This window comes from Paenibacillus sp. FSL R7-0302, assembly GCF_038006885.1.
Taxonomy (GTDB): domain Bacteria; phylum Bacillota; class Bacilli; order Paenibacillales; family Paenibacillaceae; genus Paenibacillus_AQ.
In genome coordinates this window covers 342,764-366,659 of the sequence record NZ_JBBOWB010000001.1, presented here as the reverse complement: position 1 = coordinate 366,659, position 23,896 = coordinate 342,764, and the positions used below count along the sequence as shown (strand labels likewise).

The 23,896-nt window shown below is 52.3% G+C and carries 26 protein-coding genes; 8 read left to right on the top strand and 18 right to left on the bottom strand.

Annotated features, from left to right (window positions below; genetic code table 11):
* Positions 1–57: 57 nt before the first annotated feature.
* From MKY96_RS01650 to MKY96_RS01640, 3 genes are all read right to left on the bottom strand, one after another.
* Positions 58–942 (bottom strand): hypothetical protein, encoded by an 885-nt coding sequence (locus tag MKY96_RS01650; protein WP_340938148.1) that lies wholly within the window; start codon positions 940–942, stop codon positions 58–60.
* Between the two features lie 144 nt (positions 943–1,086).
* Positions 1,087–1,857, bottom strand: a complete 771-nt coding sequence (locus MKY96_RS01645) for a dioxygenase family protein (RefSeq protein ID WP_340938144.1) — start codon at positions 1,855–1,857, stop codon at positions 1,087–1,089.
* A 6-nt stretch (positions 1,858–1,863) separates the two neighbouring features.
* Positions 1,864–2,523 carry an alpha/beta hydrolase gene (locus tag MKY96_RS01640; RefSeq protein WP_340938142.1) on the bottom strand — a complete coding sequence of 220 codons (660 nt, stop codon included), beginning with the start codon at positions 2,521–2,523 and terminating at the stop codon, positions 1,864–1,866.
* A gap of 159 nt (positions 2,524–2,682) precedes the next feature.
* Here MKY96_RS01640 and MKY96_RS01635 point away from each other — a divergent pair, with 159 nt between their 5' ends.
* Positions 2,683–3,234 (top strand): helix-turn-helix domain-containing protein, encoded by a 552-nt coding sequence (locus MKY96_RS01635; protein WP_209878909.1) that lies wholly within the window; start codon positions 2,683–2,685, stop codon positions 3,232–3,234.
* A 53-nt stretch (positions 3,235–3,287) separates the two neighbouring features.
* Here the strand turns inward: MKY96_RS01635 and MKY96_RS01630 are convergent, their stop codons facing one another.
* The 3 genes from MKY96_RS01630 to MKY96_RS01620 form a co-directional block, all read right to left on the bottom strand.
* Positions 3,288–4,016 (bottom strand): Type 1 glutamine amidotransferase-like domain-containing protein, encoded by a 729-nt coding sequence (locus MKY96_RS01630; RefSeq protein WP_340938138.1) that lies wholly within the window; start codon positions 4,014–4,016, stop codon positions 3,288–3,290.
* Between the two features lie 105 nt (positions 4,017–4,121).
* The gene (locus MKY96_RS01625; protein WP_340938136.1) at positions 4,122–4,928 is read right to left on the bottom strand and encodes a TrmH family RNA methyltransferase; all 807 of its coding nucleotides are present in this window, start codon (positions 4,926–4,928) and stop codon (positions 4,122–4,124) included.
* Between the two features lie 31 nt (positions 4,929–4,959).
* Positions 4,960–5,619, bottom strand: a complete 660-nt coding sequence (locus MKY96_RS01620) for a potassium channel family protein (protein WP_340938132.1) — start codon at positions 5,617–5,619, stop codon at positions 4,960–4,962.
* A 194-nt stretch (positions 5,620–5,813) separates the two neighbouring features.
* Between MKY96_RS01620 and MKY96_RS01615 the strand changes: the two genes are divergently transcribed.
* Entirely contained in the window at positions 5,814–6,050 is a 237-nt protein-coding gene (locus tag MKY96_RS01615; RefSeq protein WP_036700271.1) for a small acid-soluble spore protein SspI, read from the top strand.
* Positions 6,051–6,172: 122 nt separating this feature from the next.
* On the opposite strand, the gene MKY96_RS01610 is transcribed toward MKY96_RS01615, so the two are convergent.
* The 3 genes from MKY96_RS01610 to MKY96_RS01600 form a co-directional block, all read right to left on the bottom strand.
* Positions 6,173–7,759: a peptide chain release factor 3 gene (locus MKY96_RS01610; RefSeq protein WP_340938131.1), complete on the bottom strand. Its 1,587-nt coding sequence runs from the start codon at positions 7,757–7,759 to the stop codon at positions 6,173–6,175.
* A gap of 334 nt (positions 7,760–8,093) precedes the next feature.
* Positions 8,094–9,644, bottom strand: coding sequence for a glucose-6-phosphate dehydrogenase (gene zwf, locus MKY96_RS01605; RefSeq protein ID WP_036731156.1), 1,551 nt, complete (start codon positions 9,642–9,644; stop codon positions 8,094–8,096).
* A gap of 275 nt (positions 9,645–9,919) precedes the next feature.
* Positions 9,920–10,747, bottom strand: coding sequence for a YwmB family TATA-box binding protein (locus tag MKY96_RS01600; protein WP_340938128.1), 828 nt, complete (start codon positions 10,745–10,747; stop codon positions 9,920–9,922).
* Between the two features lie 357 nt (positions 10,748–11,104).
* Here MKY96_RS01600 and MKY96_RS01595 point away from each other — a divergent pair, with 357 nt between their 5' ends.
* Positions 11,105–11,758 carry a DUF2812 domain-containing protein gene (locus tag MKY96_RS01595; protein ID WP_340938125.1) on the top strand — a complete coding sequence of 218 codons (654 nt, stop codon included), beginning with the start codon at positions 11,105–11,107 and terminating at the stop codon, positions 11,756–11,758.
* A 95-nt stretch (positions 11,759–11,853) separates the two neighbouring features.
* Here MKY96_RS01595 and MKY96_RS01590 read toward each other — a convergent pair whose 3' ends face one another.
* The 9 genes from MKY96_RS01590 to MKY96_RS01550 all read right to left on the bottom strand — a co-directional run bounded on the left by MKY96_RS01590 (position 11,854) and on the right by MKY96_RS01550 (position 18,648).
* Entirely contained in the window at positions 11,854–12,513 is a 660-nt protein-coding gene (locus MKY96_RS01590) for a response regulator (RefSeq protein ID WP_173140636.1), read from the bottom strand.
* Between the two features lie 16 nt (positions 12,514–12,529).
* A complete protein-coding gene (locus tag MKY96_RS01585; protein ID WP_340938120.1) occupies positions 12,530–13,564 on the bottom strand; it encodes a sensor histidine kinase in 1,035 nt (344 codons plus the stop codon).
* 38 nt (positions 13,565–13,602) lie between these two features.
* Positions 13,603–14,250, bottom strand: coding sequence for a cell wall-active antibiotics response protein LiaF (liaF, locus tag MKY96_RS01580; protein WP_076081998.1), 648 nt, complete (start codon positions 14,248–14,250; stop codon positions 13,603–13,605).
* Between the two features lie 197 nt (positions 14,251–14,447).
* Positions 14,448–15,155 (bottom strand): PspA/IM30 family protein, encoded by a 708-nt coding sequence (locus MKY96_RS01575; protein WP_036700284.1) that lies wholly within the window; start codon positions 15,153–15,155, stop codon positions 14,448–14,450.
* Between the two features lie 3 nt (positions 15,156–15,158).
* Positions 15,159–15,638 carry a PspC domain-containing protein gene (locus tag MKY96_RS01570; RefSeq protein ID WP_076082064.1) on the bottom strand — a complete coding sequence of 160 codons (480 nt, stop codon included), beginning with the start codon at positions 15,636–15,638 and terminating at the stop codon, positions 15,159–15,161.
* 4 nt (positions 15,639–15,642) lie between these two features.
* Positions 15,643–16,323 carry a PspA/IM30 family protein gene (locus tag MKY96_RS01565; RefSeq protein WP_340938118.1) on the bottom strand — a complete coding sequence of 227 codons (681 nt, stop codon included), beginning with the start codon at positions 16,321–16,323 and terminating at the stop codon, positions 15,643–15,645.
* Positions 16,324–16,370: 47 nt separating this feature from the next.
* A complete protein-coding gene (locus MKY96_RS01560) occupies positions 16,371–16,673 on the bottom strand; it encodes a LiaF transmembrane domain-containing protein (RefSeq protein WP_036731138.1) in 303 nt (100 codons plus the stop codon).
* Positions 16,674–16,909: 236 nt separating this feature from the next.
* Positions 16,910–17,881: an EamA family transporter gene (locus tag MKY96_RS01555; RefSeq protein ID WP_340938115.1), complete on the bottom strand. Its 972-nt coding sequence runs from the start codon at positions 17,879–17,881 to the stop codon at positions 16,910–16,912.
* A gap of 194 nt (positions 17,882–18,075) precedes the next feature.
* The gene (locus MKY96_RS01550; RefSeq protein ID WP_340938113.1) at positions 18,076–18,648 is read right to left on the bottom strand and encodes a GbsR/MarR family transcriptional regulator; all 573 of its coding nucleotides are present in this window, start codon (positions 18,646–18,648) and stop codon (positions 18,076–18,078) included.
* Between the two features lie 223 nt (positions 18,649–18,871).
* Between MKY96_RS01550 and MKY96_RS01545 the strand changes: the two genes are divergently transcribed.
* Genes MKY96_RS01545 through MKY96_RS01525 form a run of 5 tightly spaced genes read left to right on the top strand, consistent with a single transcriptional unit; the run spans position 18,872 to position 23,881 of the window.
* Positions 18,872–19,753 (top strand): carbohydrate ABC transporter permease, encoded by an 882-nt coding sequence (locus MKY96_RS01545; protein WP_340938111.1) that lies wholly within the window; start codon positions 18,872–18,874, stop codon positions 19,751–19,753.
* Positions 19,754–19,789: 36 nt separating this feature from the next.
* Positions 19,790–20,632 (top strand): carbohydrate ABC transporter permease, encoded by an 843-nt coding sequence (locus MKY96_RS01540; RefSeq protein ID WP_340938110.1) that lies wholly within the window; start codon positions 19,790–19,792, stop codon positions 20,630–20,632.
* 34 nt (positions 20,633–20,666) lie between these two features.
* A complete protein-coding gene (locus tag MKY96_RS01535; protein ID WP_340938108.1) occupies positions 20,667–22,016 on the top strand; it encodes an ABC transporter substrate-binding protein in 1,350 nt (449 codons plus the stop codon).
* A 40-nt stretch (positions 22,017–22,056) separates the two neighbouring features.
* Positions 22,057–22,941, top strand: coding sequence for an HAD family hydrolase (locus MKY96_RS01530; protein ID WP_340938106.1), 885 nt, complete (start codon positions 22,057–22,059; stop codon positions 22,939–22,941).
* 58 nt (positions 22,942–22,999) lie between these two features.
* The gene (locus tag MKY96_RS01525) at positions 23,000–23,881 is read left to right on the top strand and encodes a metallophosphoesterase family protein (protein ID WP_340938105.1); all 882 of its coding nucleotides are present in this window, start codon (positions 23,000–23,002) and stop codon (positions 23,879–23,881) included.
* Positions 23,882–23,896: the final 15 nt, after the last annotated feature.

Sequence of the window (23,896 nt, the reverse complement as noted above, 5' to 3'; positions counted from 1 at the left end):
TTACCGCGTCACCAGCAACTTTTATAATATAACATGGATCAAACAACTATGCAACTATTATTTCAAAAGTTCTTGCTGAAGCAATACCATCAGCTCTTCCGCAGTATCCCAAACCAGCGGACGTATCTCCTGAAGATGGATCCTTAATGTATCTGCCTCATCGCTTCTGACCGTCCAGATTACCGGAATGTTCAGCCCAAGCGCATAGCCCGCTGCCAGATACACCTCAGATGACTGGCCTGTGAGGTCCGCAATAACCAGCTTGCTGTCCGCCACAGGCACCAGCGAATTCGCAGCTTCGTTCTTGCTGGCAAGCAAACGAGGGAAATAGCCAAACTGCTCGATTTTGGCCCACAGCTTGTCCTGCCATTCCGCCTGCAGCTTCTCATCATCCGGCAGAAGAACCAGACATTGTTGTAAAATCCGGCCTCCTGCGTTTGCAGAAGCTTCCTCCCACCCCATAGGGGTCAAAGAGAAGTTCATACCTTCCCGGACTAACAGATTCTCATTTTGCAGCCTGTCAATAATATAGACCAGCTCCTGCAGATTGGGAGAATACGTCAGATTGTAGCTGCGGGACAGGGGATGAATCACTACGGGCTCCCCGGGGCCACTAGAATGCCTATACAGATACTGCAACAGCCGGTCCCCTTTATCCTCAGCCGTTACCGGAATACCCGGGGCATTCACAATATCCTCCAGATCGCTGAACGCAAGGATCACCTTCTCGCCACAATCCGTCTTTTCACGGATATAACCTGAGATCAGATGCAGCATGTCCCGCTTCTGCTGGAACGAGAGCGCCAGAATTGATTCATAGCTATCTCTAAGCAGACCGTAGCTTCCGCCAGGAGAGCAGGAGCAGTCGATATACTGATCGTACTCGCCGTCTGCTGTAATGCGGACAATCTGATCGCAGAATGCACAATGTTTCTTTTGCATAATCTTCACCTCTTCAGAATAGCAGTCCCCCTACCTTACCAAGAATGTATTGAAAAGTGGACCGGAAATTCCTTCCTACCCGACAGCTTGACATGCCTGATGCCAAGGAGATTGCCGAAGTTGATCATCGGAGTTCTCCACATTTTAATTAAACTGCCAGCAGCTCAAGCTTAGATTACCATACTGATAACTCCGGTGAAGCAGCTGCGCATTACGCCCCGTGTCTCCCGCTCCCATAGCGATGAACAGCGGAATAAAATGCTCACTCGTTGGGACCGCCATCTCCGCATAAGGAGCAAGCTCCTCGTATTGGAACAGCGCTTCTGTATCCCATGCTTCCACCTTCTCCTGAATCCAATGATCGAACTGCTCGGCCCACCCGTTGATCTCATCCGAATTCCAGTTTAACCTCCGCAGATTATGAACGGTTCCCCCGCTGGCGATGATAAGCACATCCTGTTCACGCAGCGCCGCCAGCGCCTTGCCGATCTCATATTGCCGGGCATTAGACAGATCACGATTCACAGACATCGCCACAACCGGAATATCCGCTTCCGGGTAGAGGAGCTTCAGCACTGCCCATGCGCCGTGATCTAGTCCTCTTTGTTCATCCCTGACATTCTTCACCCCTCCCGCGGTCAAAAGCTTCTGAATCTGCTCCGCGAGAGCCGGATCGCCATGTGCCGGATACGTCATCTGGTACAGCTCGTCCTGGAACCCGCCAAAGTCATAAATGGTATCATACGTTGCCGCCGCGCCCACGGACTGCACGGATTCCTCCCAATGAGCCGAGAAGAGAACGATGGCTTTCGGTTTAGGCATATGGTCTTTGAACTCTTTCAGCAGCTTGGTGTAGGCATTATCTTCAAGGACAATAGATGGAGCTCCGTGAGCAAAAAAATAGGAAGGCATCATCGATAATCACTCCTTTTTAATGGTTAATCCGGCGTCCTGCTTGAGCCACTGCAAGAAATCATGCTGGTTCTCTTCAGTTACGCCATGGTCGGACGGATATAGTCTGAAGGTCAGCCGTTCGGTTTGCCCCTCCAGATAGGCGGCAGTCTCATGTCCAATGCGCGGCGGGAACACCGAATCGTATTCACCATGCGAAGCGAAGACAGACACGTTCTTCAGGCTACGAAGCTTGTACTCCGTTTTCACAAATTCGGGAATATATCCATTCAGTGCGACAATCCCCTTCAACTGCTCCCCCATCGTAAGCGCAAGCGTCATGGACAGAATGGCCCCTTGGCTGAAGCCGAGCAAATAACGTCTGTCCGGATCGACCGGATACTGCTGCGTTGCATAGTGAATGAAAGCCTCAAGATCGCTGACAGCTTGGTCAAACATCTCACGGATGGGGTTGCCCAGGCTTTTCAAATCATAATATTGATACCCCGTACCCAGTGCCAGATTCCCGCGAACCCCGATAATAATGAACTCCTCAGCCAGCGGCGCCACCAGACCGAACATATTGCGCTCATTAGAGCCCTTGCCGTGAAAAGTAAAGATCACCGGGTACTTCCTGCCTTGCTCAAGCCCATCCGGTAAATGAATATTATATGAATACTTAGGGTTCATCTTATCTTCCTCCATACTGAAGTTCCTCGTTTAAATATTAGTTATAATAATATATTTTCTATATGAGTAATTTAACGCAACCCACATTGACTTGTCAATCATGAAATTGTTAATATGAAAATAAGTTTAGTATTACAAATATTACGAAGGTGTGATCCTATGGATATCGGTGCTACAATACGGGCAATCCGCAAGCGGAAAAATATCACCATCGCGCAAATATGCGACACTACCGGCCTCTCCCAAGGCTTCATGAGCCAGGTCGAAACCAATAAGACCTCACCTTCCATCGCTACACTGGAGAATATCGCCCAGGCTCTGAAGGTTCCGCTTGCTTATTTGCTGCTAAAAAAGGAAGAGCGCATGCAGATTGTCCGCAAGGATGAACGGAGAATCACCACCAGCGGCGCAGCTGAGCTAAAAGTCGAACACCTCAGCTCCACCCAAAATGTACGGATGTCGATCGTCGAGTTCCCTCCCGGTGCCATGATCGGCGATGCCCCCCATGCGCATGAAGGACAGGAGGTCCATGTCGTCATTAAAGGGACTATCTATGCGCAGCAAGGGGAAGACGGAGCCGAATTTACCGAAGGTGATTCCTTTAGCTGGAATGCCTGCACCCCCCATTCCGTCAAAAATACCGGAGAAGACACCGCGATTGTGCTGATCTCCATCTACACCGAAAGCGAAAACGGACAGGATGTCCTCTGAACATTCAAAAGCCCGTACTCTGGCCGGATAGGCGGAGTGCGGGCTTCTTTTAATCACATATTCACTATCTCATTATATTCAGCATGCTTCTCAATCTCCGTCACGATCATCTGCTGATTGATCTTTTGTATCTTATAGGCCTTGGCCTGTTCTCTGGAAGAGATCACTTTATACCCATCATCTTTATAAATAATGGCGCAGTGATTCTCAATGGCTACGCCAGTTGTATCCATTCCCTTAACCATTTCCAAGAAATCTGCCTCGCGGTTGTCTTCATTATAATGAGGACAGTGAATCCCTGGTAATATCCCCATCGCCTGCAATTTGATATAGATCCATTCTCCATTAGTATCGAACGCCTCTGTGTCACTATGACCGTATTCGTACCAGCAGATCGAACCCGCACTCATTCCTGACAACACAACCCCCGAGGCGTACGCTTGCTTCAGCAAAGTATCCACACCATGCTCCCGCCAGATGTCCAGCATCTTCCTCGTATTACCGCCACCCACATAGATTAAATCGGCGGATAAAATCATATTTTCTATTTCTTCTGGTGCATATGTATTTTTCGTCAGCAGCAAATGCTTAATCTCACACCCCAACCGGTCACCATATACTAATTGAAAAGAGTCACAATATCCTTCCGCATCCATACTGGCTGTAGGGATGAACAATGCTTTGGGATTCCTTTTATTCGTTAAACCTACAATCGTTTGATCGATTGCCAAAGTCTCTAATTCGCTAATCTCTCCTCCGCCAATCGCCACAATAATCCCCATATTCATCACTCCTATTCATAGTATTGAAGCTGAAAAAGAATACAAAAAAGCCCCGGATGCATTACGTCTTATTCAGACACACCGGGACTGACTCTGTTGTGAAAGTTATAAAGGTTGGTTAAGATAATTCCCCCGCTGCCGCATCCCCTCAAACAGCAGGATCGTTGCAGCCATCGCGGCGTTCAGCGATTCGGCACGGCCGGCCATCGGGATGAGGATGCTTTTATCGACCATTGCGGCCGTCTCCGGGGAGATCCCCTGTCCTTCGCTGCCGATCAGCAGCCACTGACTGCCGTGAAAATCATGGGTGTAGCAGGAATCCTCGCCCGTCAGCGAAGTGCTGACAAGCAGCGTACCACGCTCCCGTGCCTGTGGCAGAATCGTGCCGAGCTCTCCCTCCACTACGGGGAGATGGAACATCGAGCCCATTGTGGACCGGATGGTCTTGGGATTGAACAGATCGGCGCAGCCCTGGCCGAGGATTACGCCGTCCGCGCCCGCCGCATCCGCGCTGCGGATGATAGTGCCTACATTGCCGGGGTCCTGGACCCCGTCCAGCACCACAACCAGGCTGTCCGGCTTCGCCAGAATGGCCTCTATCCCCTTCTGCTCCTTCCGCACAATGGCGAACACCGGCTGCGGGGTACCCGTGCTGCTGCACTTGGCAACCACCGCCGCCGATACGCCGATGACCTCCATGCCCTGTACGGCCTGAAGCAGCGGCTTCAGCTCAGACGGCATCCCTTTATCGAGGTCGTACGCTAGGCATTCCACATCCGCTTCGGCTTGCAACGCCTCCTGCACTAGATGAATGCCTTCTACGATATATTTGCCGGACCGGTCACGGTGCTTCTTCTCCTGCAGTCCGGCCCATTCCTTCACCCGCGTGTTCTGCGGCGACATAATTTCCATAGGGTCCTACCTTTCTGTTGCTTACAGATTCCTATTGATAAGCCATTTCCAGCTTCGTCAGATTATCCTTCCGTCCGACAATGACAAGGACATCACCCTCGGTCAGGCGGTCCTCCGCTCTGGGGGAGATATTCATTTCCTCGCCCTTACGGATCGCCATAACATTACACCCATATTTGGCGCGTATATCAAGCTCCTGCAGGTTCTTGCCCAGCATCGGTCCTGAGACCTTCATGTCCAGAATGCTGTACTCCGGTGACAGCTCGATGTAATCGAGGATGTTCGGAGAAGCGAGATGATGCGCCACCCGCATCCCCATGTCCCGCTCCGGGTAGATCACCTTATCTGCTCCGATTTTACCCAGCACCTTGCCGTGCAGCTCGCTTTTGGCTTTGGCGATAATCGCAGGTACGCCCAGATCCTTCAAAATCAGCGTTGTCAGAATGCTGGCCTGAATATCCTCACCGATGGCAACTACCACCACATCGAAGTTACGGATGCCAAGTGCACGCAGCGCCTCTTCATCCGTGGAGTCTGCAGATACGGCATGGGTCACAATATTGGAGATTTCCTGGGTGCGCTGTTCATCTGCATCAATGGCCAGCACCTCATAGCCCATCCCGCTGAGCGCCTTGGCCACACTTGAACCGAAGCGGCCCATGCCGATGATGGCATACTGTTTTTTTGCCATTAAGCCTTGTCCCTCCCGCACGTATAATACATCTCACACAGTATAGCATAAGCCGTTATAAACTTGAATGTTCAGCGCTCCCGCAGGGCACCTTATAAGAAGGCTGCTTACCTGACTAAGCCCCTGCTTTCGAAGTCAGTTTTGCGATGCTGATTCAGGAAGCAGATGCTCACAAAACTTTAAGGAGGCCGATTATGCCAGTCACCCTTGATTTGCGCCAGGCCATCATTCACAAGGTGCACGGCCAGTCCGAAGAAGGTCTGCGGGAGGTCATTGAGAATTCCGTAGACGGGCCGGAAGCCGCGCTTCCCGGACTGGGTGTCGTCTTTGAGATGATCTGGAAGGACCTCGACCCTGCGAAGCAGGACCGGGTTCTCTCTATGCTGCACAGACATCTGGACAAGCTTACCCCAGGGTCCATCACCTCGTAGAGGAGACCCATCCCGTCAAAAACCTCCGCACCCCACCATGCTGCTGCACAGGTGGAGCCGGAGGTTTTTTATAGCCTAATCGTACATATGCTTAACTGCTCATCCTGCTTCTATTACACCCTTCAAGGCGCAGTCTCCAGGAACTTCGCGGTCGGATTCTTCTCCATCGCGGTCCGCATGGCGTATTCGTTCTCGAACAGCACTACGTAATTACCCTTCTTGTCCGTAACCAGAGTGGAGTTGATCCGGAACTTACTGGCATCCGGCTTGTTCTCATCCACGATCCAGCGTGCGAACTGGTAGCTCATCCGCTGCAGCTGCACATCCACGCCATACTCACCCTTCATGCGGTATTCGAACACCTCGAACTGCAGTTGTCCGACTACACCCAGCAGAATGTCATCGAAGTTGACGGTACGGAACACCTGGATCATGCCCTCTTCGGTCAGCTGGTCAATCCCCTTCTGGAATTGCTTCGACTTCAGCGCATTCTTAATGGTGACTTTGGAGAAAATCTCCGGCGAGAAGGTCGGCAGCTCATCGAATTCAATATCTCCGGCCTGGCTGAGCGTGTCGCCAATCCGGAAGATGCCCGGGTCGAACAGACCGATAATATCCCCCGGATACGCCTCTTCCACAATGTCCCTGTCCTGGGCAAGGAACTGCTGCGGCTGGGAAAGCTTGATGTCCTTGCCGGCACGCACATGCTTCACACTCATTCCACGCTGGAACTTGCCGGACACGATACGCAGGAAGGCGATGCGGTCACGGTGTGCGGGATTCATGTTCGCCTGGATTTTGAATACATAGCCAGTGAATTTCTCATTCGTCGGTTCTACAGCACCAGCTGTACTGCGGCGTGGTTCAGGCTTCGGTGCAAGCTCCAGGAAATTATCCAGGAACGTCTGTACACCGAAGTTGTTGATAGCACTGCCGAAGAATACCGGAGTAATCTCCCCGCGCAGCACCTTCTCATAGTCAAACGGATCGCCCGCTACATCCAGCAGCTCCAGATCCGCGCATAGCTGATCATGCAGGTACTCCCCCGCCATCTCCCGGATAATCGGGTCGCGGTAGCTCTCCACCTTCTGTACTTTAATTACGGAATGGTCATCGCCCTGGAACAGCTCGACCTGATTCTTCATCCGGTCATACACGCCGCACAGCTCACGGCCCATCCCAATCGGCCAGTTCATCGGCACCGAGCGGATGCCCAGCACATTCTCCAGCTCCTCCATCAGATCAAACGGGCTGCGGCCTTCACGGTCCAGCTTATTAATGAAGGTGAAGATCGGAATGCCGCGCTTCGCGCAGACCTGGAACAGCTTGATTGTCTGTGTCTCCACACCCTTGGCTACGTCGATCAGCATCACCGCGCTATCAGCCGCAGTTAGCGTACGATAGGTGTCTTCACTGAAATCCTGGTGACCCGGAGTATCCAGAATGTTCACCCGGTGGTCCAGGTAATCAAACTGCATCACAGAGGACGTAACCGAGATTCCGCGCTGCTTCTCAATTTCCATCCAGTCACTGGTGGCGTGCTTGCTTGCCTTACGGGCTTTGACTGTACCTGCCAGACGGATGGCACCTCCGAAGAGCAGCAGTTTCTCTGTCAGTGTAGTTTTACCCGCATCCGGGTGGGAAATAATCGCAAAGGTTCTGCGTTTGTCTACTTCACTCTGAAGCTTATGGTCCGTTGCTTTATTCATTGCACATATCCCTTCATCTATAAATTCATGCTTACTTCTGCCTCTATTGCCGGATCGATCAAATCGGACTGCTATTCATGGATTCAGATCCTTTCCTTAGAGATTCAACGTCTATTTCTTGAACGTAACGTTTACCATGTATAGGATCATCTATAGCGCTAGGCTTAGAAATCTTTATGTTGAAAGCATCCTTCTCAGTATAGCAAAATCCGGCAGAGATTATCTACAAAAAAGCGCCTGTAGTGAAATATCTTGTAATATAAATTCACGATTCAGCAAAAAGATCCCCCCGCAACGAGATGCAGGAGGATCTGTAACAGTTCTTCTTCAGGGACTAGCGGTTAACCTGCCAGACCACATTGTCTTCATCCTGGCCGTTGACCGGCCACCAGTGGAAGCCTTCTCCGGCAAGCAATTGGTCGGCTTCAACCGGACCCCAGGAGCCCGCAGGATAGGAAGCCAAGTCGTTGCTCTCTTCCTTCCACGCCTTGGCAATCCGGTCCACGAAGGACCAGGCCGAGGACACTTCATCCCAGCGGGTGAAGTAGGTGGAATCGCCGCGTGCAGCATCATGCAACAGACGCTCATACGCTTCCGGCGAGTTGATGCCGATCATGCAGCTCTGGCAGAAATCCATGGCCAGCGGCTGAATCTCGGATTCCGAGCCCGGCTTCTTCGCATTGATCTTCACGTAGATGCCTTCCATCGGATTGACACGGATGACGAGCAGGTTCGGCTCGAGCTTGTGCTTCTGGCCCAAGTAGACGTTGGTCGGCATTCCTTTGAACTCTACAACCACTTCGGTGGTCTTCACAGGCAGGCGTTTGCCGGTACGGATATAGAAAGGAACTCCAGCCCAGCGGAAGTTATCCACGAACACACGGGCTGCGAAATACGTCTCTGTATTCGATTCCGGGTCCACTTTGTCTTCCTGGCGGTAAGCCGGAAGCGTCTTGCCCTTGTAGAGACCTTGAGTGTATTGGCCGCGAACTACGTTCTCGCGGACTTCATCAGCGGTCGCGTAAGGACGCAGCGAACGTAGAACCTTCACCTTCTCATCACGGATATCTTCAGCCAGCAGACGGCTAGGCGGTTCCATAGCGATCATCGTCAGCAGCTGCAAAATATGGTTCTGGCCCATATCGCGCAGCGCCCCCGCATGATCGTAATACCCGCCGCGTTCTTCCACGCCCACCGTCTCGCCGAGTGTAATCTGAATGTTGGCGATATGCTTGTTGTTCCACAATGGCTCAAAGAAGGCATTGGCGAACCGGATCACTTCAATATTCTGAACCATTTCCTTACCCAGGTAGTGGTCAATCCGGTAGATCTCCTCTTCCTTGAAGACTTGGCGGATCTGTTCGTTCAGTTCCTCAGCGGATTCGAGATTGTAGCCGAACGGCTTCTCGATGACCAGACGGTTCCAGCCTCTGGCCTGCAGCATCCCGCCTGCCTTGAGGTTGAAGGATACGCTGCCGAACAGCTCAGGCGCAAGCGCCAGATAGAACATGCGGTTGCCCGGAATATGGAACTTCTCTTCCAGCCGCTCCGTCTGCTCATTCAGCTCACGGAAGCCGTCAATATTATTGATGTCGAGTGACTTGTATTCAAAATGCTGTACGAACTCGTTCCATTCCGCAGCATCACCTGCCTGATAACGGCAGAATTCGCGGATGGATTCCTTCACATCTTCCCGGAATTCATCCTGGGTGCGGGGACGCCGAGCCACGCCAATGACCGCAAAATCTTGGGTCAGCTTGCCTTCACGGTACAAACTGTAAATCGCCGGAAAAAGCTTACGCCGGGCCAGATCTCCGGTTGCCCCGAAGATAAAGAATACAGCACCGGGTGTATGCAGTGCATCAAGGGTTTGATTTTCAGCCATGGCTCCTCATCTCTCTGTATGTAATATAGTTGACATTCATTCTCATCGCCTGGTATGAAACAACATACGACTATAGGCGTGATGTCATTTTATCATAATTGCACGGAGGATGCCATCACATTCCTGACAGTTTTTCTCGGGATTTCGCACTTTTCCATTACTCTTTCTTATGCCTTCACCGGATTACGCTTATATTCCTAGCATCTCACATCTTTTCTTGCCAAGGAAGTACACCACCATTATAACGTCACAACATACATCCAACAATTCAAAGCCTAATATTCTATAGTAATAAGAGGGAGTCCGATTGTCACCCTATTGCTGTTATCCTTGTCATTTTTATGTACAGCCATTTGCATGCCAATCTTATGGTCACCGCTGTTCACGAACCGTTTGATACCTGGAACCGCATAGGATCGGCTGATCGTGGACACATCCTCATAACTTTCTACTGCATGCAATCCACTCTTTTCTGCTTCAATAGTACCTTCAATTGCTGTAATTGCCTCCCCAGGTGATTCCAACGACGAGGCTGTGCCCTGTAAAGATGCGTTCCATTCTGGCGTGATTCCAGCCGCCATCATCAGTTTACCCGTTTTCTCTGCCGCATCCTGAGACCATTCTGCCTTCAGCGGATTCTGGGTTTCGAAGGTTACAAACACATAACTTCCACCCTGTTCCAGATTAGTCCAGAGCATGGATAGCTTGCTGAAATCACCTTGGGAAGCAGCGGCTCTATACGTCATATACCCATCCTTATCACTTCTGGCAACCTTTCCGAGACCAAGCTGTTCTGCCAGCATGGTGGCATTCTCTTCCGATTCATCGCTATCCCCGCTGTATTGTCCCTGCCATTTAAGGACAACACGTAACGTTGTACCTGGAACTATTACCTCTTGCCCAACTGATGATAACAGAGACAACGACTCCGGCAGACCGGCAAAAACTGAAGATTCAGAATCAGTAGCTGATGATACTATGGCTGTGAGCTGTTTATCTCCACTACGGAATCCGGCCAGCATAAACAAAGTTAGACAAAGACAAAACATCAGCAGTGCCAGCTTCCCTTTATCTTGACTGCAACCCCGATCATTCTGCTTCATCTATTCATCTTCCTCTCACTGACTCTAGCAATCTACTACATAGGATAGCCAGAAACAGTAGAGGGTATACGCAGAAAACACATTTTTGTTAATAAAGATTGAGGACTGCTGATCAGCCATTGTTGGGTTTTGATACCGCTAGATATACCTTCCATGTTAACCTGTAAATAAACAAAGATTAGCTCGATAGTTTTCAAGTTCTGGGAAAGGCTGGATCGAGATCCACACCAATAATATTCAAAACAACAAAAAACAATACATAATTACAGAGGCTGGAAAGGAAAGTGCATTGTTAGAATTAAAAAGACTTCATTCACTCTACCAGTTAGGACTTCAAACTATTGAGGAGGCTGAAACATGAAAAAAAGTGTCTTTAAAGTCTTTATTAATGCTCTCGAAAGTCAGGAAAAATGGCTTAATTCTATGGTAACTGATGGCTGGCGGCTGGTTCAGGTTCGAGGGTGCTTTTACAGTTTTGAAACCTGCCATCCGAGAGAGTATGTTTACAGAATACAGTTTGTAGCCGATCAGTCTATTCAGCAGTTGGACCAATATAAAGAATATTTAGATGACTTAGGTTTAACTCATTTTTCTCAGAGCTTGAACATCGGGAAGTTTGCGATAGGCAATAAGCGTTGGCGTCCCTATGGGAAAGGAGCTACTTCATTTGCAGGTTTGCCTGGAAACATTAATTCCGAGCTATTGATTCTGGAAAAAAAGAACGACGGAACTCCCTTAAATATTTTCACTGAACGAACGGAAGCGATTCAGTATTACACCAAAATAAGGAATGCCTTTGCTATTGCCTCAATTCTTCTTGCACTCACCTTTTTCGTAAGCAATCCTTCACTTTATTCCCTTATCGCAGATTTATATGAAAACGGCACTGCGGATTGGCGGATTTTTTTAAAATTTTTAATCTTCCTCCTACTTGTGCCTTTCTGCTGGACTGTGTTTACCTTCACCCGTAAAATAATAAACATCAAGCATGAGAGTCATACATACGAATAGCTTTATCATAAATAAAAAAACAGACCACGGTATCTTGAGCATACCTGGTCTGTTAATAAATTCCTATTGTTATAGTAAGTAAACTCCTACTTAGCTTACTCCGCCAGTCCATTCTTATATGCATAAATAGCCGCCTGGGTCCGGTCTTCAACCCCCAGCTTGGCAAGAACATTCGTGACATGGAATTTCACCGTCTTGATTCCAATAATTAATTGATCGGCAATATCCTGGTTGGATTTGCCCTGGGCTAACAGCTTCAGCACTTCCATCTCGCGTTCAGTAAGCTCTTTGTAAGCCGGTGCCTCTCCTCTTGCATTGGAACGGAACCGGTTCATCATCTTGGAAGCCACCTGCGACTCCAGCACTGACTGGCCTCTGGCGGCTGCCCGGATCGCATCAGCGACTTCGCTGGCCCGTGAGGTCTTAAGCAGGTAACTGAAGGCTCCCGCTTCAATCACCGGATACATCTTCTCATCATCTAAATAACTGGTCAACACAATCACCTTGCAATCCGGGTACAGCTTCAGCAGCTGTCTAGTCGTCTCGATTCCGTCCATGCCGTCCATGACCAGATCCATCAGCACCACATCCGGTGTATACTCCTGGGCCAGACGGATGCCCTCTTCGCCGCTTCCGGCTTCACCTACGACCTCGATTCCATCCTCGGTGCCAAGCACCGCAGCAAGTCCGATCCGGACCATCTCATGATCGTCTACAAGCAGGACCTTGATTGCTTCCGCTTCATCTATCTCCATGGTTACAACTGCCCTCCTATTCATTGACTACCGGTACGGTAATATCGATCCGCATTCCTTTGCCGGGGGCGGTGATGAACTGGATCGAGCCCCCGATCTCTGTGATCCGCTCCTGCATATTCGACAGCCCGTAGGATGTCTGTTTGCTGTCATCCATCTCGAAGCCGATTCCGTCATCACGCAGCGTCAGCCGGACGGTGTCGCCGCGGCGGTGCAGGCGGATCTCCATCTTCTCCGCTTTGGCATGGCGCAGCGTATTGGAGATCGCCTCCTGCACAATACGGAATAAATGATTCTCCACGCCCTTCAGCAGCTGTACGCCCTGATCCATCTCGAACACAATATCAATCGGCACCTTGATCTTCAGTTCCTTAATCAGCTCCTGGAGACCTTCCTCCAGCCCCTTGCCTTCCAGATACACAGGTCTTAGATGCAGCAGCAGTGCCCTCATCTCCGACTGGGCTACTGCTGACATCTCCTCGATCAGCGCGATTTGCCGCTGTGCCTTGTCGAAGTCCTTCTCCAGGGTCCGGCCTACTGCCGTTGCCGTCATGGAGATGGCGAACAGCTGCTGTGATACCGCATCATGCAGCTCCCGTGCCAGCCGCTGCCGCTCCTCGATAATTGCCGTAACCCGCGCCTGCTCGGCAAGCTTCGCATTATTGGTGGAGAGCCGCTGCAGCGTGTTCACCTGATTCTCCCATTTGCCGCTGATCCGCCCGAGCTGTTCCCCGAGCCGCCCCAGCTCATCATTGCCGAGGTCCGGCATGGCCGGGGTGAGATTGCCTTTCTCCCAGGCGACCAGGGTGGCCCGCAGTAATTCCAGCTTGCGCTTGCTGCGGAAGCCCTGATAGAAGCCGTACCCGATTCCGAAAGCCAGCGGCAGCAGAATCAGCGTCAATCCTGTCCTTACGCCAATCCGCCAATCCTCGAACGGCCGTAGTAGCCCATATGTATACATAATATATGCAATAACGAGCAGCATGAACAGAGAGAACAGAGCTCCCTCACCCATACTGCGCGTTACCATGTTACTGCTTTTTTTGTCCATGCCGGGAGCTCTCCCTTCTCTCTTGGTCTAACATACTCTTAGGGGAAGCGTATGTCCAGATCCCCCATCAGATAAGAAATGTTAAACTTCACTTTATGCTCGCAGCTGTCATAGTTAGGTGACTTCCAGTTCAGCCGGTTCAGCATCCCCGTATCGCGGTTACTGCCGGTCTCAATCGAGCCGAACAGCACGAATGCCTCAATCTCCACCCCGTAATCCTCAGACAGCAGGATATCCACATCACCAAAAATCCCCTGATACAGCATAATCGTCTCCTGCTCTTCCGCCATGGCCAGGGAAAGATCCACATCCACCTCACCCAGCACATGCCAGGCGCTCAGGCTGCGCATCACCCAAGGCGAGAGATCCCAGTCGAATCGGGAAGAAAAGCTTTGCTTCTGCACAAACCCCGCCTTGCGCTGCATTCTTTTCGATTTGACAAAGAACATCCCCAGCGAAAGCAGGCAGATGCCAAGCACCAGCAGCAAATGATCCAGCAGCAGCAGTACCGCTCCGACTCCCATTAGCTTATAGCCTTGCTTGACCCTGCCCGACGTCGTCCGGTAGATTCCCAGCAGCAGGAACAGGAGTGCGACAATGGAGAAGAAGCCGAGCCATTTGCCAAATATCATCAAGCAGCCTACACCAATCAATCCGATGGCAATCAAACGGTTCCGTTTATCCATTTCCGCACCTCCTGCGCAGCATATCAATTCTTATATTTGAAGCAAAACTGACCTCATAAGCATTAGCTGAAGTATCGCGAAGCTACATCTTCAACATACTGCATCCGCTACAAAAGCCATACCGGTATGGAGAATCCATACCGTATGGCTTTACCTTGATCAGCATATCATATCCGGCTGTTCTTTAGGAACAGGGATTATTGTTCTTTTTTATTCAAAGGAGGGGCTGCTGGAGTTGAGTTCAGCTTGTTCTTGAGTGCGGCAAGCTGCTCCTCTACTTTCAGTTCCTTCTCAGGATCTACCGGCTTAGCATATGCGGTTGCCGAAGGACTATACGGAGCGCGCATGACATCTGCTTCCGCTTCAAGCTGCATGATCTTTTCTTCCATACGGTGGAAGCCAAGGGAGGCACTTCCGCTTTCGATGGAATGTACGCTGCTGATCTGGGACATTTGCTTCTTGGCCTTAGCCATCTGAGCGCGGGATACCAGTTCATTGCGTTTGTTGCGCATTTTGTAGAACTCATCCTTCATATCATGAAGCTGCTGCACCAGTTCCTTGGCCTGTACTTCAGCCTGTGCGTGAAGCTCGCCATACTCGGTAAACTTCTGGTCGAAGTAGATCTTCTCTTCCAGCAGCTTACGGGTAACTTCCTCCTGCCCGTTCTTCAGCGCAAGCTCAGCCTGTGCCCCGCGTTGTCCGGCTACCTTGGCAGCTTCGTCCACACGCTGTTTCATACGGCGTTCATTAGCCATTTGCTTCGCTACCGTTACTTCAGCCTCATGAATCTCAGCCTCCATATCGCGCAGATACTGATTCAGCATCACAATCGGGTCCTCTACCTTATCCAACATATCATTTACCGACGCCTTAGTCATATCTTTAATCCGTTTGAATACTCCCATAATTTACACTTCTCCCTTCTCGTATTTAGCAAGTTTTTGTTTGAGCTCTTCCACTTCTTTTTGCAGTGCCTTCTTCTCGATATCCTTCATCATGGCATCCAGGCCAGAATCGGGAGCTGTGTGAGCACTTGCCTTGTCATAGCTGGGATTGTAGCCCGGCTGTCCGCCATAGGGGCCATATCCCTGAGGTCCTTGGTGAGGAGCCTGTGGTCCGCGGCCATATTCAGGTCCGCCGGAGTAAGGTCCGCCGTACGGGCCACCCGGCCCACCCGGTCCGGGACCGAAGGGATTGTACTGGTTAGGCTCCTTGGCAATCACCATTGCTGCGATAAAGTATACGAGGATTGTAGCTCCACCGCTAAATGGAATACTGATCACCAGCAGAATCCGGAACAGTGTAGAGTCAATGCCGAGAGTCTCGGACAATCCGCCTGCCAGCCCAGTCATTACTTTGTCTCTTGTTGAACGATACAATCGGGTCATACTACTACTCCTTTCTGCCATCATTGTTCAGCTTCTCCTTTAGACGGGCCATTTCTCTTTCGAGTACGGTTGCCACGGTCTCTCCGGCCTGCACCGCATATTCCTGTCCCATCCGGCGCAAGTCGCTCAGGCTTTTGGCTTCAAGCTCCCAATCGTTCATCTTGTCTTCCAGACGGCCGAACATTTTGGGAACATCTCCGCCGCCGCCATAAGCACCGGCTCTTTGATTCATGCGCTGCTGCAGCCGCAGCGACTCCATCCGTGCTGCATAGAACTGGCGTTTGCTGTATACCGTCTGATACTCCATTTTGAGCTCGTTCAGCTGGGATTCCAGTTCGAAAAGTGATTGCTGGCTCGTCTCCAGCAGCCCGCTGTATTGCTCCAGCTTTTCCTCGTGGATAATTTTCTCCTGCAATGCCAGCTTGGCCAGATGATCTTCGCCTGCCTTGAGTGCGAGGAGCGCCTGCTCTTCACGTTTGTTCCTCATGGCGGTGGCCTGATTCACCTGCTGCTGCAATTGCTTCGTATGAGAAGCGTACTGCTGGTACAGCCGTTCGGCCTCCCCGATCTCTTCACGGGTTGAATGTAGAAATTGATCAATCAGCTTCACCGGATCTTGGCTCTGCTCCAGGCGTTCATTCAAGTTGGCTACGGTGATGTCCCTCATTCTGCGAAAAACACTCATGATTTCCTGCTCCCTCCCTGCTTCTTAATAAGTATGGACTGTGTGTATTAGTATGTTCTGCTTTGTTTGCCCCTCAGTACCGAGATGCCCCACACTACCAGAGCAATACCCAGCAGCGGACCGATAATCCAGGAAAGCTTGGAGATCAGGGACATGACACCGATGAACAGCACCACCCAGCCGATAATCTTGCGGCCGCTCTTAATTCCGTAGTATCCGAGCACAACCAGCACTGCCGGGAACAGGATACCGAAGATTCCTGAAATCAAGTGAGGCAGAATGCCAAGCAGCATTACCGCTCCGATTACAATCAGCGCAATCGCAAGTCCGTTACCTTTGTTTCTTTGCATTTGTTATCACCGCCTTTCGCTGCTCTCTTTCTTATACCCTTATTCTAGGGCAATCCCGCATCTTTCAAAACAGACTGTGGACGGTTTTATGTACTGGACCTTAGTCGGGGATGGTTGCAGGACTGGGAAGGTCTAGCCAATGCTCGTCGGTCGAAGGGCTGCATGCACATGGGGTAAAGGCATACCAAAAAGCCGGATGCTCTGTTAGAGTACCGGCTGTTGATACGTCCTTACTATTAGTGTAACGGCCGCTGCTGCGGTTGTATATCAAGCGCTGCTTGAGTAGCCGCCGGCTGTGGCTTACTTCGGAAAAGAGTTACCAAAACCACAGCCCCGATAATGATCACGGCTGCGATCAGGGTGTTCAGGGTAAGCTGTTCGCCTACCAGCAGCCAGCCAAGCAGCACAGCGACTACCGGATTAACGAAGGCATATGTGGAGACGAGGGTAGCGTCAGCATTCTTAAGCAGCCAGATATAGGCTGTGTAGCCGACAATGGAGCCGAAGGTGATCAGGTAGGCCAGAGCCAGGTACGAGCGCATAGAAATGCCAGAGATATGAAGTGTGGACCAGTCGCCGGTAAAATAAGAGAAAATCACCAGCAGCGCGCCTCCCGTTAGCATCTGCGCCGCTGTCGCCATCAAGGGTGAACCCGGCATGGTCGCGCTTCGGGAATACATGGACCCTGCTGCCCAGCTTATGGAAGCTGCCAGCACGGTAATAATTCCGATCAGATCGGTAGCGGTCCCCGTCTCTCCCTTCCCCGGCTGGAAGACCAGTACGGCGATACCGAGCAGTCCAAGAACGATTCCTGCGATAACTCCGGTATTCGGCCGTTTGCCGCCGCGCCCAAGCCAGCCCATCAGCATCATCCAGACAGGCACTGCCGCCACGATGAGCGAAGCGATGGAGGAAGAGACTCTTTGCTCTGCCCAGGCCACAACCCCGTTGCCCCCAAGCAGCAGCAAGGCGCCGACAATCGCAGAGGCACGCCATTCACGCCCGGCCGGACGCTTCGCTCCGCTTACTCTGGCAATGAGGTACAGGACCACACCTGCCGTGAAAAAGCGGACCCCTGCCATCAGAAAAGGCGGCATCGTCTCGATGGCAATCTTCATGCCGACATAGGTGCCTCCCCAAAATAAATACACAAATAAGAGCGCTATTCCCACCACGTACACCGGGTTAGCTTTTTCTTTCGATTTCATCCCGTCTCGTCCCTTCTTCCCCAAAAATAGATATGCCGCCGGTCCGGCGGCATCTGCCCGAATATGTAATTGCCTTCTACTATCCTCATTCTATAACATAATCACTCCAATATATTACTAAATGGTATAAATCTGAGTTCAGAAGGATGAATTAACAGCGTTAACATCAGCTAAGTCCCATTCGCGCCAATCAGCTACTCCGTCTTCTCTCCTCCCGGCAGCCCGCCGCCGAATATCGCCCCCTCCGCAAGCCCCGACACGAACCGCTGCAGCCAGGCATAGTACTCGGCCGCATGCTTCAGCTTCTCCAGATCTCTGAGGCAGGCCTGCCGCTCCTCTTCGGGTGTGTCTGCTGCATGGGCCAGTGCCTGGAGGCCCGGGACCCCGGCTCCCATCGCTTCCTGCATCATATCGATCTCCCGCTGAAGCTTCAGGGTGAAGAAGTTCCGGAAGGCCTCGAAGAAGTCGGTCTCCGCTGCGTACAGCTCCTTCCTCTCGCGCTTCTCGGGAAGCTTCGTGACCATCCGGGAGGCGATCAGGGAGCGGACTCCGTAGCTCATATTGCTTTTACTCATATTCATGACCTGCTTCATTTCCTCCAGCGTCATCGGCTTGTCCTCGAAGAACATCACCCCATACAGCTGCCCGAAGGAATAATTCGCTCCATATAAATCCATGGTCTGTGCTATGGCATCGATCACCGGGCCGAGCAGCTGCTCCCGGGGCGAACGGTGCAGATTTTCCTCGCCGAATGCGGCCTGCTTCATCAGGTGGCACCTCATTTTCACATAGAATCGTTCTCTCTACCTTACACAATACCGCAGCTTTACGGCAATCATCCTACAAATTTTACAGAAAATCCGAACGGGCTTTACACCCGCTTAACCACAAGCCTGCCTCATGAGTGTACAATTTTTTTTGAACAGAGGAGCTGTCCTCTGCATTATACCGCATCAACCAATGTGGAGGAAATGGAGAATATGGACGAAAATGACACGTTCAAAGTTATTCAGCGGCTTGAAGCCCGTGCTGTTCACTCTGCCGGCCATGATCCCGTTCGCCGTGTTCTGGCTCACGCCGCTGCTGTATGTGCTGTATCTCAGCTTCACGGAATGGGATTTCATGAGCCCGGAGAAAACCTTTGTCGGCTGGCAGAACTATACCGATCTGCTGGGCAACCCGGCTTTTTACAAAGCGCTGAGGGTGACCGTTCTCTTCTGCCTCGGCAGTGTGCTACCGGTGATCCTGCTCGGACTGGGTCTGGCCCTCCTCATGAACAGAAAGCTGAAGGGCTCAGCCCTCTATCAGATCCTGCTATTCTCGCCTTGGGTGACACCGACCGTCGCTGTGTCTATCGTCTGGTCCTGGATTTATCAGCCTGAAGCCGGACTTGCCAATGCGGTGCTGAACTTCTTCGGTCTGGACTCCATCGGCTGGCTGCAGGACCCCAAATGGGCATTAACCGGCGTCCTGCTGGTCACGATCTGGAAGTCGGTCGGCTGGGCAATGATCTTCTATCTGGTGGCGCTGCGCAATGTGCCTTCCGACCTGCTGGAAGCCGGGGAACTGGACGGGGCAAGTCCGGTGCAGAAGTTCCTGCGGATTACATGGCCGCTGATCTCGCCGACTACTCTTTTCTTATTCGTGGTGCAGCTAGTCTCGGCGCTTCAGGCCTATGACCAGATTAATGTGCTGACCCAGGGCGGCCCGTCCGGCTCTACCCGCACTCTGCTCTATCTGTATTATCAGTCCGCCTTCGAATCGTTCCAGATCGGAGAGGCTTCTTCTGTAGCTGTCGTCCTGGTCTTGATCTGCATGCTGCTGTCTGTCCTCTCCTTCGGGATCAGCAAGCGGACCACTCATTATCAATAGAAGCTATCCCATGCACTCCTAAGGAGGTCTCACCGCTTGTCTATATTCACACGTATCAGCGGGCTGGTCCGCCAGATTTTTTTCGCCGCGCTTGCTCTTCTGATGGCCTTCCCGTTCTATTGGATGGTTACGAGTGCCCTCAAGACCAATGATGAAATCTGGCGTTCCCCGCCCACGCTCTGGCCTGAGGTGCCGCTGTGGGGCAATTTCGCCGCAGCCTGGAACGAAGCGCCGTTCGCCAGATATATGGGTAACAGTATCTTCGTCGCTGTCTCCATTGTCATCCTGCAATCGATCAATTCCGGGATGATGGCTTATGCGCTGACGCATATGAAATTCCGCCTGAAGGGCGTTTTTGCCGGAGTGATTCTGTTCGGTTATATGGTTCCTGCAACGGCAGTCTACCTGCCCGGATACCTGGTCCTCTCTGAGCTGCACTTGCTGAACTCCTATGCGGGCCTGATTCTCTCCAACTGTGTGAGTATCTTCTCGATCTTCCTGATTAGGCAGGCCTTCCTTCAAGTCTCGCATGAGCTGGTGGAGGCCGGTGAAGTGGACGGTGCCTCGCATATGCGGATTCTATGGACGATCCTTGTGCCGGTCACAAGATCCTCATTCGCCGTACTGGCGCTGATTACCTTCATTGACCAGTACAACAATTACTTCTGGCCGATGCTCATTACGAAGGAGCCCAGCTTGCAACTGGTCTCGGCCGGTCTGCGCAGCTTCTTCGTGGAAGGAGGTGCTTACGGACTGAAATGGCCGCTCATCATGGCCGCCAGCGCCTTCACGATTGCCCCGCTGCTGCTAGTCTTCCTGCTGGCGCAGAAAACGATAATGCAAAGTGTCAACATGACCGCAGGCTCAAGCAAAGGCTAATCCCTAAACTTCAATATCCAAGAGGAGAATGATGATGAACGTATTCAAAAGGTTATCTGTAGCATCCCTGATCGCCGGACTTTCCGTGCTCACCGCTTGCGGCGGAAATGCCGCTCCCGGCAATGCATCCACTGCGGACGGCGCAGCCGCCGCAGTCCCTGCTGCCAATGCTGCTCCGGCAGGAGGCGCACCGGTCACGATTGAATTCTGGTATGGGCTCGGCGGCAAGCTGGGTGAAAATATGGAATCGCTCATTCAGAAATTCAACGCCTCCCAGCAGGAGGTCATCGTCAAGGGGATCGTGCAGGGGGATTATACAGAGACCGAACAGAAGCTTCAGGCAGCGATTGCTTCCGGGCAGGTCCCGGCGGCGGTCCTCTCCTCCAATATAGATTGGGCGCGCAAGGGTTATTACGCCCCGATGGATGAGCTGATTGCCGGGCAGCCGGACTTCAACAAAGAGGATTTCGTCCAGACCTTCCTGAACCAGGGCCAGGTGGACGGCAAGCAGTATTTCCTCCCGATGTATGGATCGACCCAGGTGATGTACTACCGTAAGGATGCTTTTGCGAAAAGCGGTATAGACGCCAACCAGATTAAGACCTGGGAAGACCTCGCTGCGGCCGCGAAAAAGATGACCGTCTCCGAAGGCGGCAAAACCACCTTCTACGGCTGGGAACCGATGTGGGGCTCCGGCAATATGATTGATGCCGCTCTCAGCAAAGGAGGCAGTATTCTTAGTGAGGACGGCACCCAGGTCACGATTGATTCCCCGGAGTGGATCGACACCTGGGAGTTCTTCCGCAAAGCAATTCATGAGGACAAGACGATGCGCATTCATTCGGGCGGACAAGGCTGGGAGTACTGGTACAAGACCATTGACGATGTGATGAAAGGCCAGGCGGCCGGATACACCGGTTCGAGCGGCGATCAGGGCGACCTTGATTTCAGCGTCGTCTCCGCTATGGAGCAACCGGGCTGGGCCGGAGCCGGCGAAGGCAAACCTGTCGCCGGGGCGAGTATGGCCGGTATTCCTGCCAAAGCCGGAGACGCTGAGAAGCAGGCAGCGATGAAATGGCTGACCTACTTCACAAGCTCCGAGAATACGGCCTTCTGGTCCATCCACACCGGATATATTAGCGTCCGACAGTCTGCGCTGGAAGATCCGGCATTCGTCGCCTTCAGTGAGAGCAACCCGCAGATCAATATTCCATTGCAGCAGGCGGCTCATGCTTCCGCTCCGTTCCAGGACCCGACCGGCGGCAAGATCAACGATGCCTTGACCATCGCTGCGGATAAGGTGCAGATTGAGAATATTCCGGCAGCCGAGGCGCTGAAGGAAGCACAGCAGACGGCTCAGGCGGCACTGGATAAACTGAAATAGAATTGCTGAACAAATTTCTATTAATAAAGGGGGACGCTGCGTGATTGAGCTTAACACTCCGCAAGGGAACTATCCCGTATCGGCCATCCTGTTCGACAAGGATGGAACCTTACTACAGTTCGTATCCCTCTGGGGGAGCTGGGGCGAGTGCTTCCTGGACCAGTTCGCCCGCAAGCTTGAGCAGCACGGACTGAGCTTCCCTGAGCAGCACCGGGCCTCCCTGCTGGGAACAGTTCATGATGCCGCAGGGAAGATCACCGATTACGACCGTAACGGTCCACTCGCCATGGGTACGATGAGCGATCTGTATGCCATTGCGTCCTGGCAGGGTTATTCTCTCGGCCTATCCTGGGCCGGAGCGGTCGAACTGGTGGACTCCTGCCGGAATGCAGCGGATGCGATGCTGGAGCAGAGCCGTCCGGTCCGTCCTCTTCCCGGGCTGGTGCCCTTTCTGGACGCTTGCGAAGCCCAGGGCATACCTCTGGCCGTAGTGACTGCCGATGAAACGGCGGCAGCCGAGAGTCATCTGCGCTGGCTGGGCATCCGCCAGTATTTCACCGCCGTGATCGGCACCGATCAGGTAGAGCGGGGCAAGCCCTTCCCCGACATGGCGCTGCTGGCCTGCCAGCGGCTCGGGGTATCTCCGGCTGAAGCCGCCGTGATCGGCGATACGAACGGAGATATGCGGATGGCGAAGGCAGCGGGCGCTGCGGCTGCCATTGGGATTGCCGGCGGAATTACCGCCGGGCTGGCGGCTTCAGCTGCGGCGGCAGGACCGGCCGCAAATGCGGGCGGGGACTGGCAGGCGGCGGCAAACCGGGTTATTGCGGCGGCAGACACACGGGCTGCCGGGACTCTTTTGCAGGATGCAGATTGTATCGTGTCCTCTTATGCAGAGCTTGGCGTACGAAGGATGGCACGATGAAGGCCGAAGGGGCATTAGCCTAACGATTATAAAATATTTCAAGGAGGCTTCGCTTGCTATGAATACATCTTCCATACCCGGCGTTACTGAACCGCTGCTGACGTTCCAGATTATCACCGATACCCATGTCACCGCCGATCCGGAACACGAGTACAACCAGAACTTCGGGCGGGCATTGCAGGATTTGGCCTTACACGCACAGGGCAGCAGCGGCATCATGCATATTGGAGATATTACGAACAATGGATTCCCGGAGGAGTATGAGGAGGTCCAGCGTATTCTTGAACAGCATCAGGCTTCGCTGCCGCAGATTCGTTACACTCTGGGCAACCATGACGTCGGCCTCGGCCATTGGGATTCCCGTCTTGCGATGTATACTTCCCGCATGGGGATGCCAGGTCCTTATCATGATCACTGGATCGGCGGGTATCATTTCATCTTCCTGGGTACTGAGGAAGGCCTGCAGACATTCTGCAATCTATCCGACGGACAGCTCCAGTGGCTGGACCGGAAGCTTGGGGAACAGGCGGCAGCTTCCGCGCAGGATCAGCCCGTCTTCCTCTTCCTGCACCAGCCGCTGAAGGATACGGTAGCCGGTTCGCTGGAGTCTCAGGAATGGTACGGAGTCACTCAGGATCAGGAGCTGCGCACTATTCTGTCGCGGCACCCGCAGACCCTGCTGTTCACCGGGCATACCCACTGGGAGCTGGAGGTCGGCAATACGATGTATCCAGGCAACGGACAGACCGCCACGATGTTCAATGCAGCTTCTGTAGCCTACCTCTGGACGGATGCGGATGAGCACAAGAGCGGCAGCCAGGGCTATTATATAGAAGTCTATGCTGATAAAGTGCTCGTGCGGGGACGGGACTTCACTACAGGGACCTGGATTGAAGCAGCGCAATATGAGGTGGCGTATCCCGTTAACGCTCTACGGTAAATTAGGGAATCATTG

Bases quoted from the DNA above. Each gene is read 5' to 3' on its own strand.
- MKY96_RS01650 (WP_340938148.1), bottom strand. From the start codon at position 942: ATGCAAAAGAAACATTGTGCATTCTGCGATCAGATTGTCCGCATTACA.
- MKY96_RS01645 (WP_340938144.1), bottom strand. From the start codon at position 1,857: ATGATGCCTTCCTATTTTTTTGCTCACGGAGCTCCATCTATTGTCCTT.
- MKY96_RS01640 (WP_340938142.1), bottom strand. From the start codon at position 2,523: ATGAACCCTAAGTATTCATATAATATTCATTTACCGGATGGGCTTGAG.
- MKY96_RS01635 (WP_209878909.1), top strand. From the start codon at position 2,683: ATGGATATCGGTGCTACAATACGGGCAATCCGCAAGCGGAAAAATATC.
- MKY96_RS01630 (WP_340938138.1), bottom strand. From the start codon at position 4,016: ATGGGGATTATTGTGGCGATTGGCGGAGGAGAGATTAGCGAATTAGAG.
- MKY96_RS01625 (WP_340938136.1), bottom strand. From the start codon at position 4,928: ATGGAAATTATGTCGCCGCAGAACACGCGGGTGAAGGAATGGGCCGGA.
- MKY96_RS01620 (WP_340938132.1), bottom strand. From the start codon at position 5,619: ATGGCAAAAAAACAGTATGCCATCATCGGCATGGGCCGCTTCGGTTCA.
- MKY96_RS01615 (WP_036700271.1), top strand. From the start codon at position 5,814: ATGCCAGTCACCCTTGATTTGCGCCAGGCCATCATTCACAAGGTGCAC.
- MKY96_RS01610 (WP_340938131.1), bottom strand. From the start codon at position 7,759: ATGAATAAAGCAACGGACCATAAGCTTCAGAGTGAAGTAGACAAACGC.
- zwf (WP_036731156.1), bottom strand. From the start codon at position 9,644: ATGGCTGAAAATCAAACCCTTGATGCACTGCATACACCCGGTGCTGTA.
- MKY96_RS01600 (WP_340938128.1), bottom strand. From the start codon at position 10,747: ATGAAGCAGAATGATCGGGGTTGCAGTCAAGATAAAGGGAAGCTGGCA.
- MKY96_RS01595 (WP_340938125.1), top strand. From the start codon at position 11,105: ATGAAAAAAAGTGTCTTTAAAGTCTTTATTAATGCTCTCGAAAGTCAG.
- MKY96_RS01590 (WP_173140636.1), bottom strand. From the start codon at position 12,513: ATGGAGATAGATGAAGCGGAAGCAATCAAGGTCCTGCTTGTAGACGAT.
- MKY96_RS01585 (WP_340938120.1), bottom strand. From the start codon at position 13,564: ATGGACAAAAAAAGCAGTAACATGGTAACGCGCAGTATGGGTGAGGGA.
- liaF (WP_076081998.1), bottom strand. From the start codon at position 14,250: ATGGATAAACGGAACCGTTTGATTGCCATCGGATTGATTGGTGTAGGC.
- MKY96_RS01575 (WP_036700284.1), bottom strand. From the start codon at position 15,155: ATGGGAGTATTCAAACGGATTAAAGATATGACTAAGGCGTCGGTAAAT.
- MKY96_RS01570 (WP_076082064.1), bottom strand. From the start codon at position 15,638: ATGACCCGATTGTATCGTTCAACAAGAGACAAAGTAATGACTGGGCTG.
- MKY96_RS01565 (WP_340938118.1), bottom strand. From the start codon at position 16,323: ATGAGTGTTTTTCGCAGAATGAGGGACATCACCGTAGCCAACTTGAAT.
- MKY96_RS01560 (WP_036731138.1), bottom strand. From the start codon at position 16,673: ATGCAAAGAAACAAAGGTAACGGACTTGCGATTGCGCTGATTGTAATC.
- MKY96_RS01555 (WP_340938115.1), bottom strand. From the start codon at position 17,881: ATGAAATCGAAAGAAAAAGCTAACCCGGTGTACGTGGTGGGAATAGCG.
- MKY96_RS01550 (WP_340938113.1), bottom strand. From the start codon at position 18,648: ATGAAGCAGGCCGCATTCGGCGAGGAAAATCTGCACCGTTCGCCCCGG.
- MKY96_RS01545 (WP_340938111.1), top strand. From the start codon at position 18,872: ATGACACGTTCAAAGTTATTCAGCGGCTTGAAGCCCGTGCTGTTCACT.
- MKY96_RS01535 (WP_340938108.1), top strand. From the start codon at position 20,667: ATGAACGTATTCAAAAGGTTATCTGTAGCATCCCTGATCGCCGGACTT.
- MKY96_RS01525 (WP_340938105.1), top strand. From the start codon at position 23,000: ATGAATACATCTTCCATACCCGGCGTTACTGAACCGCTGCTGACGTTC.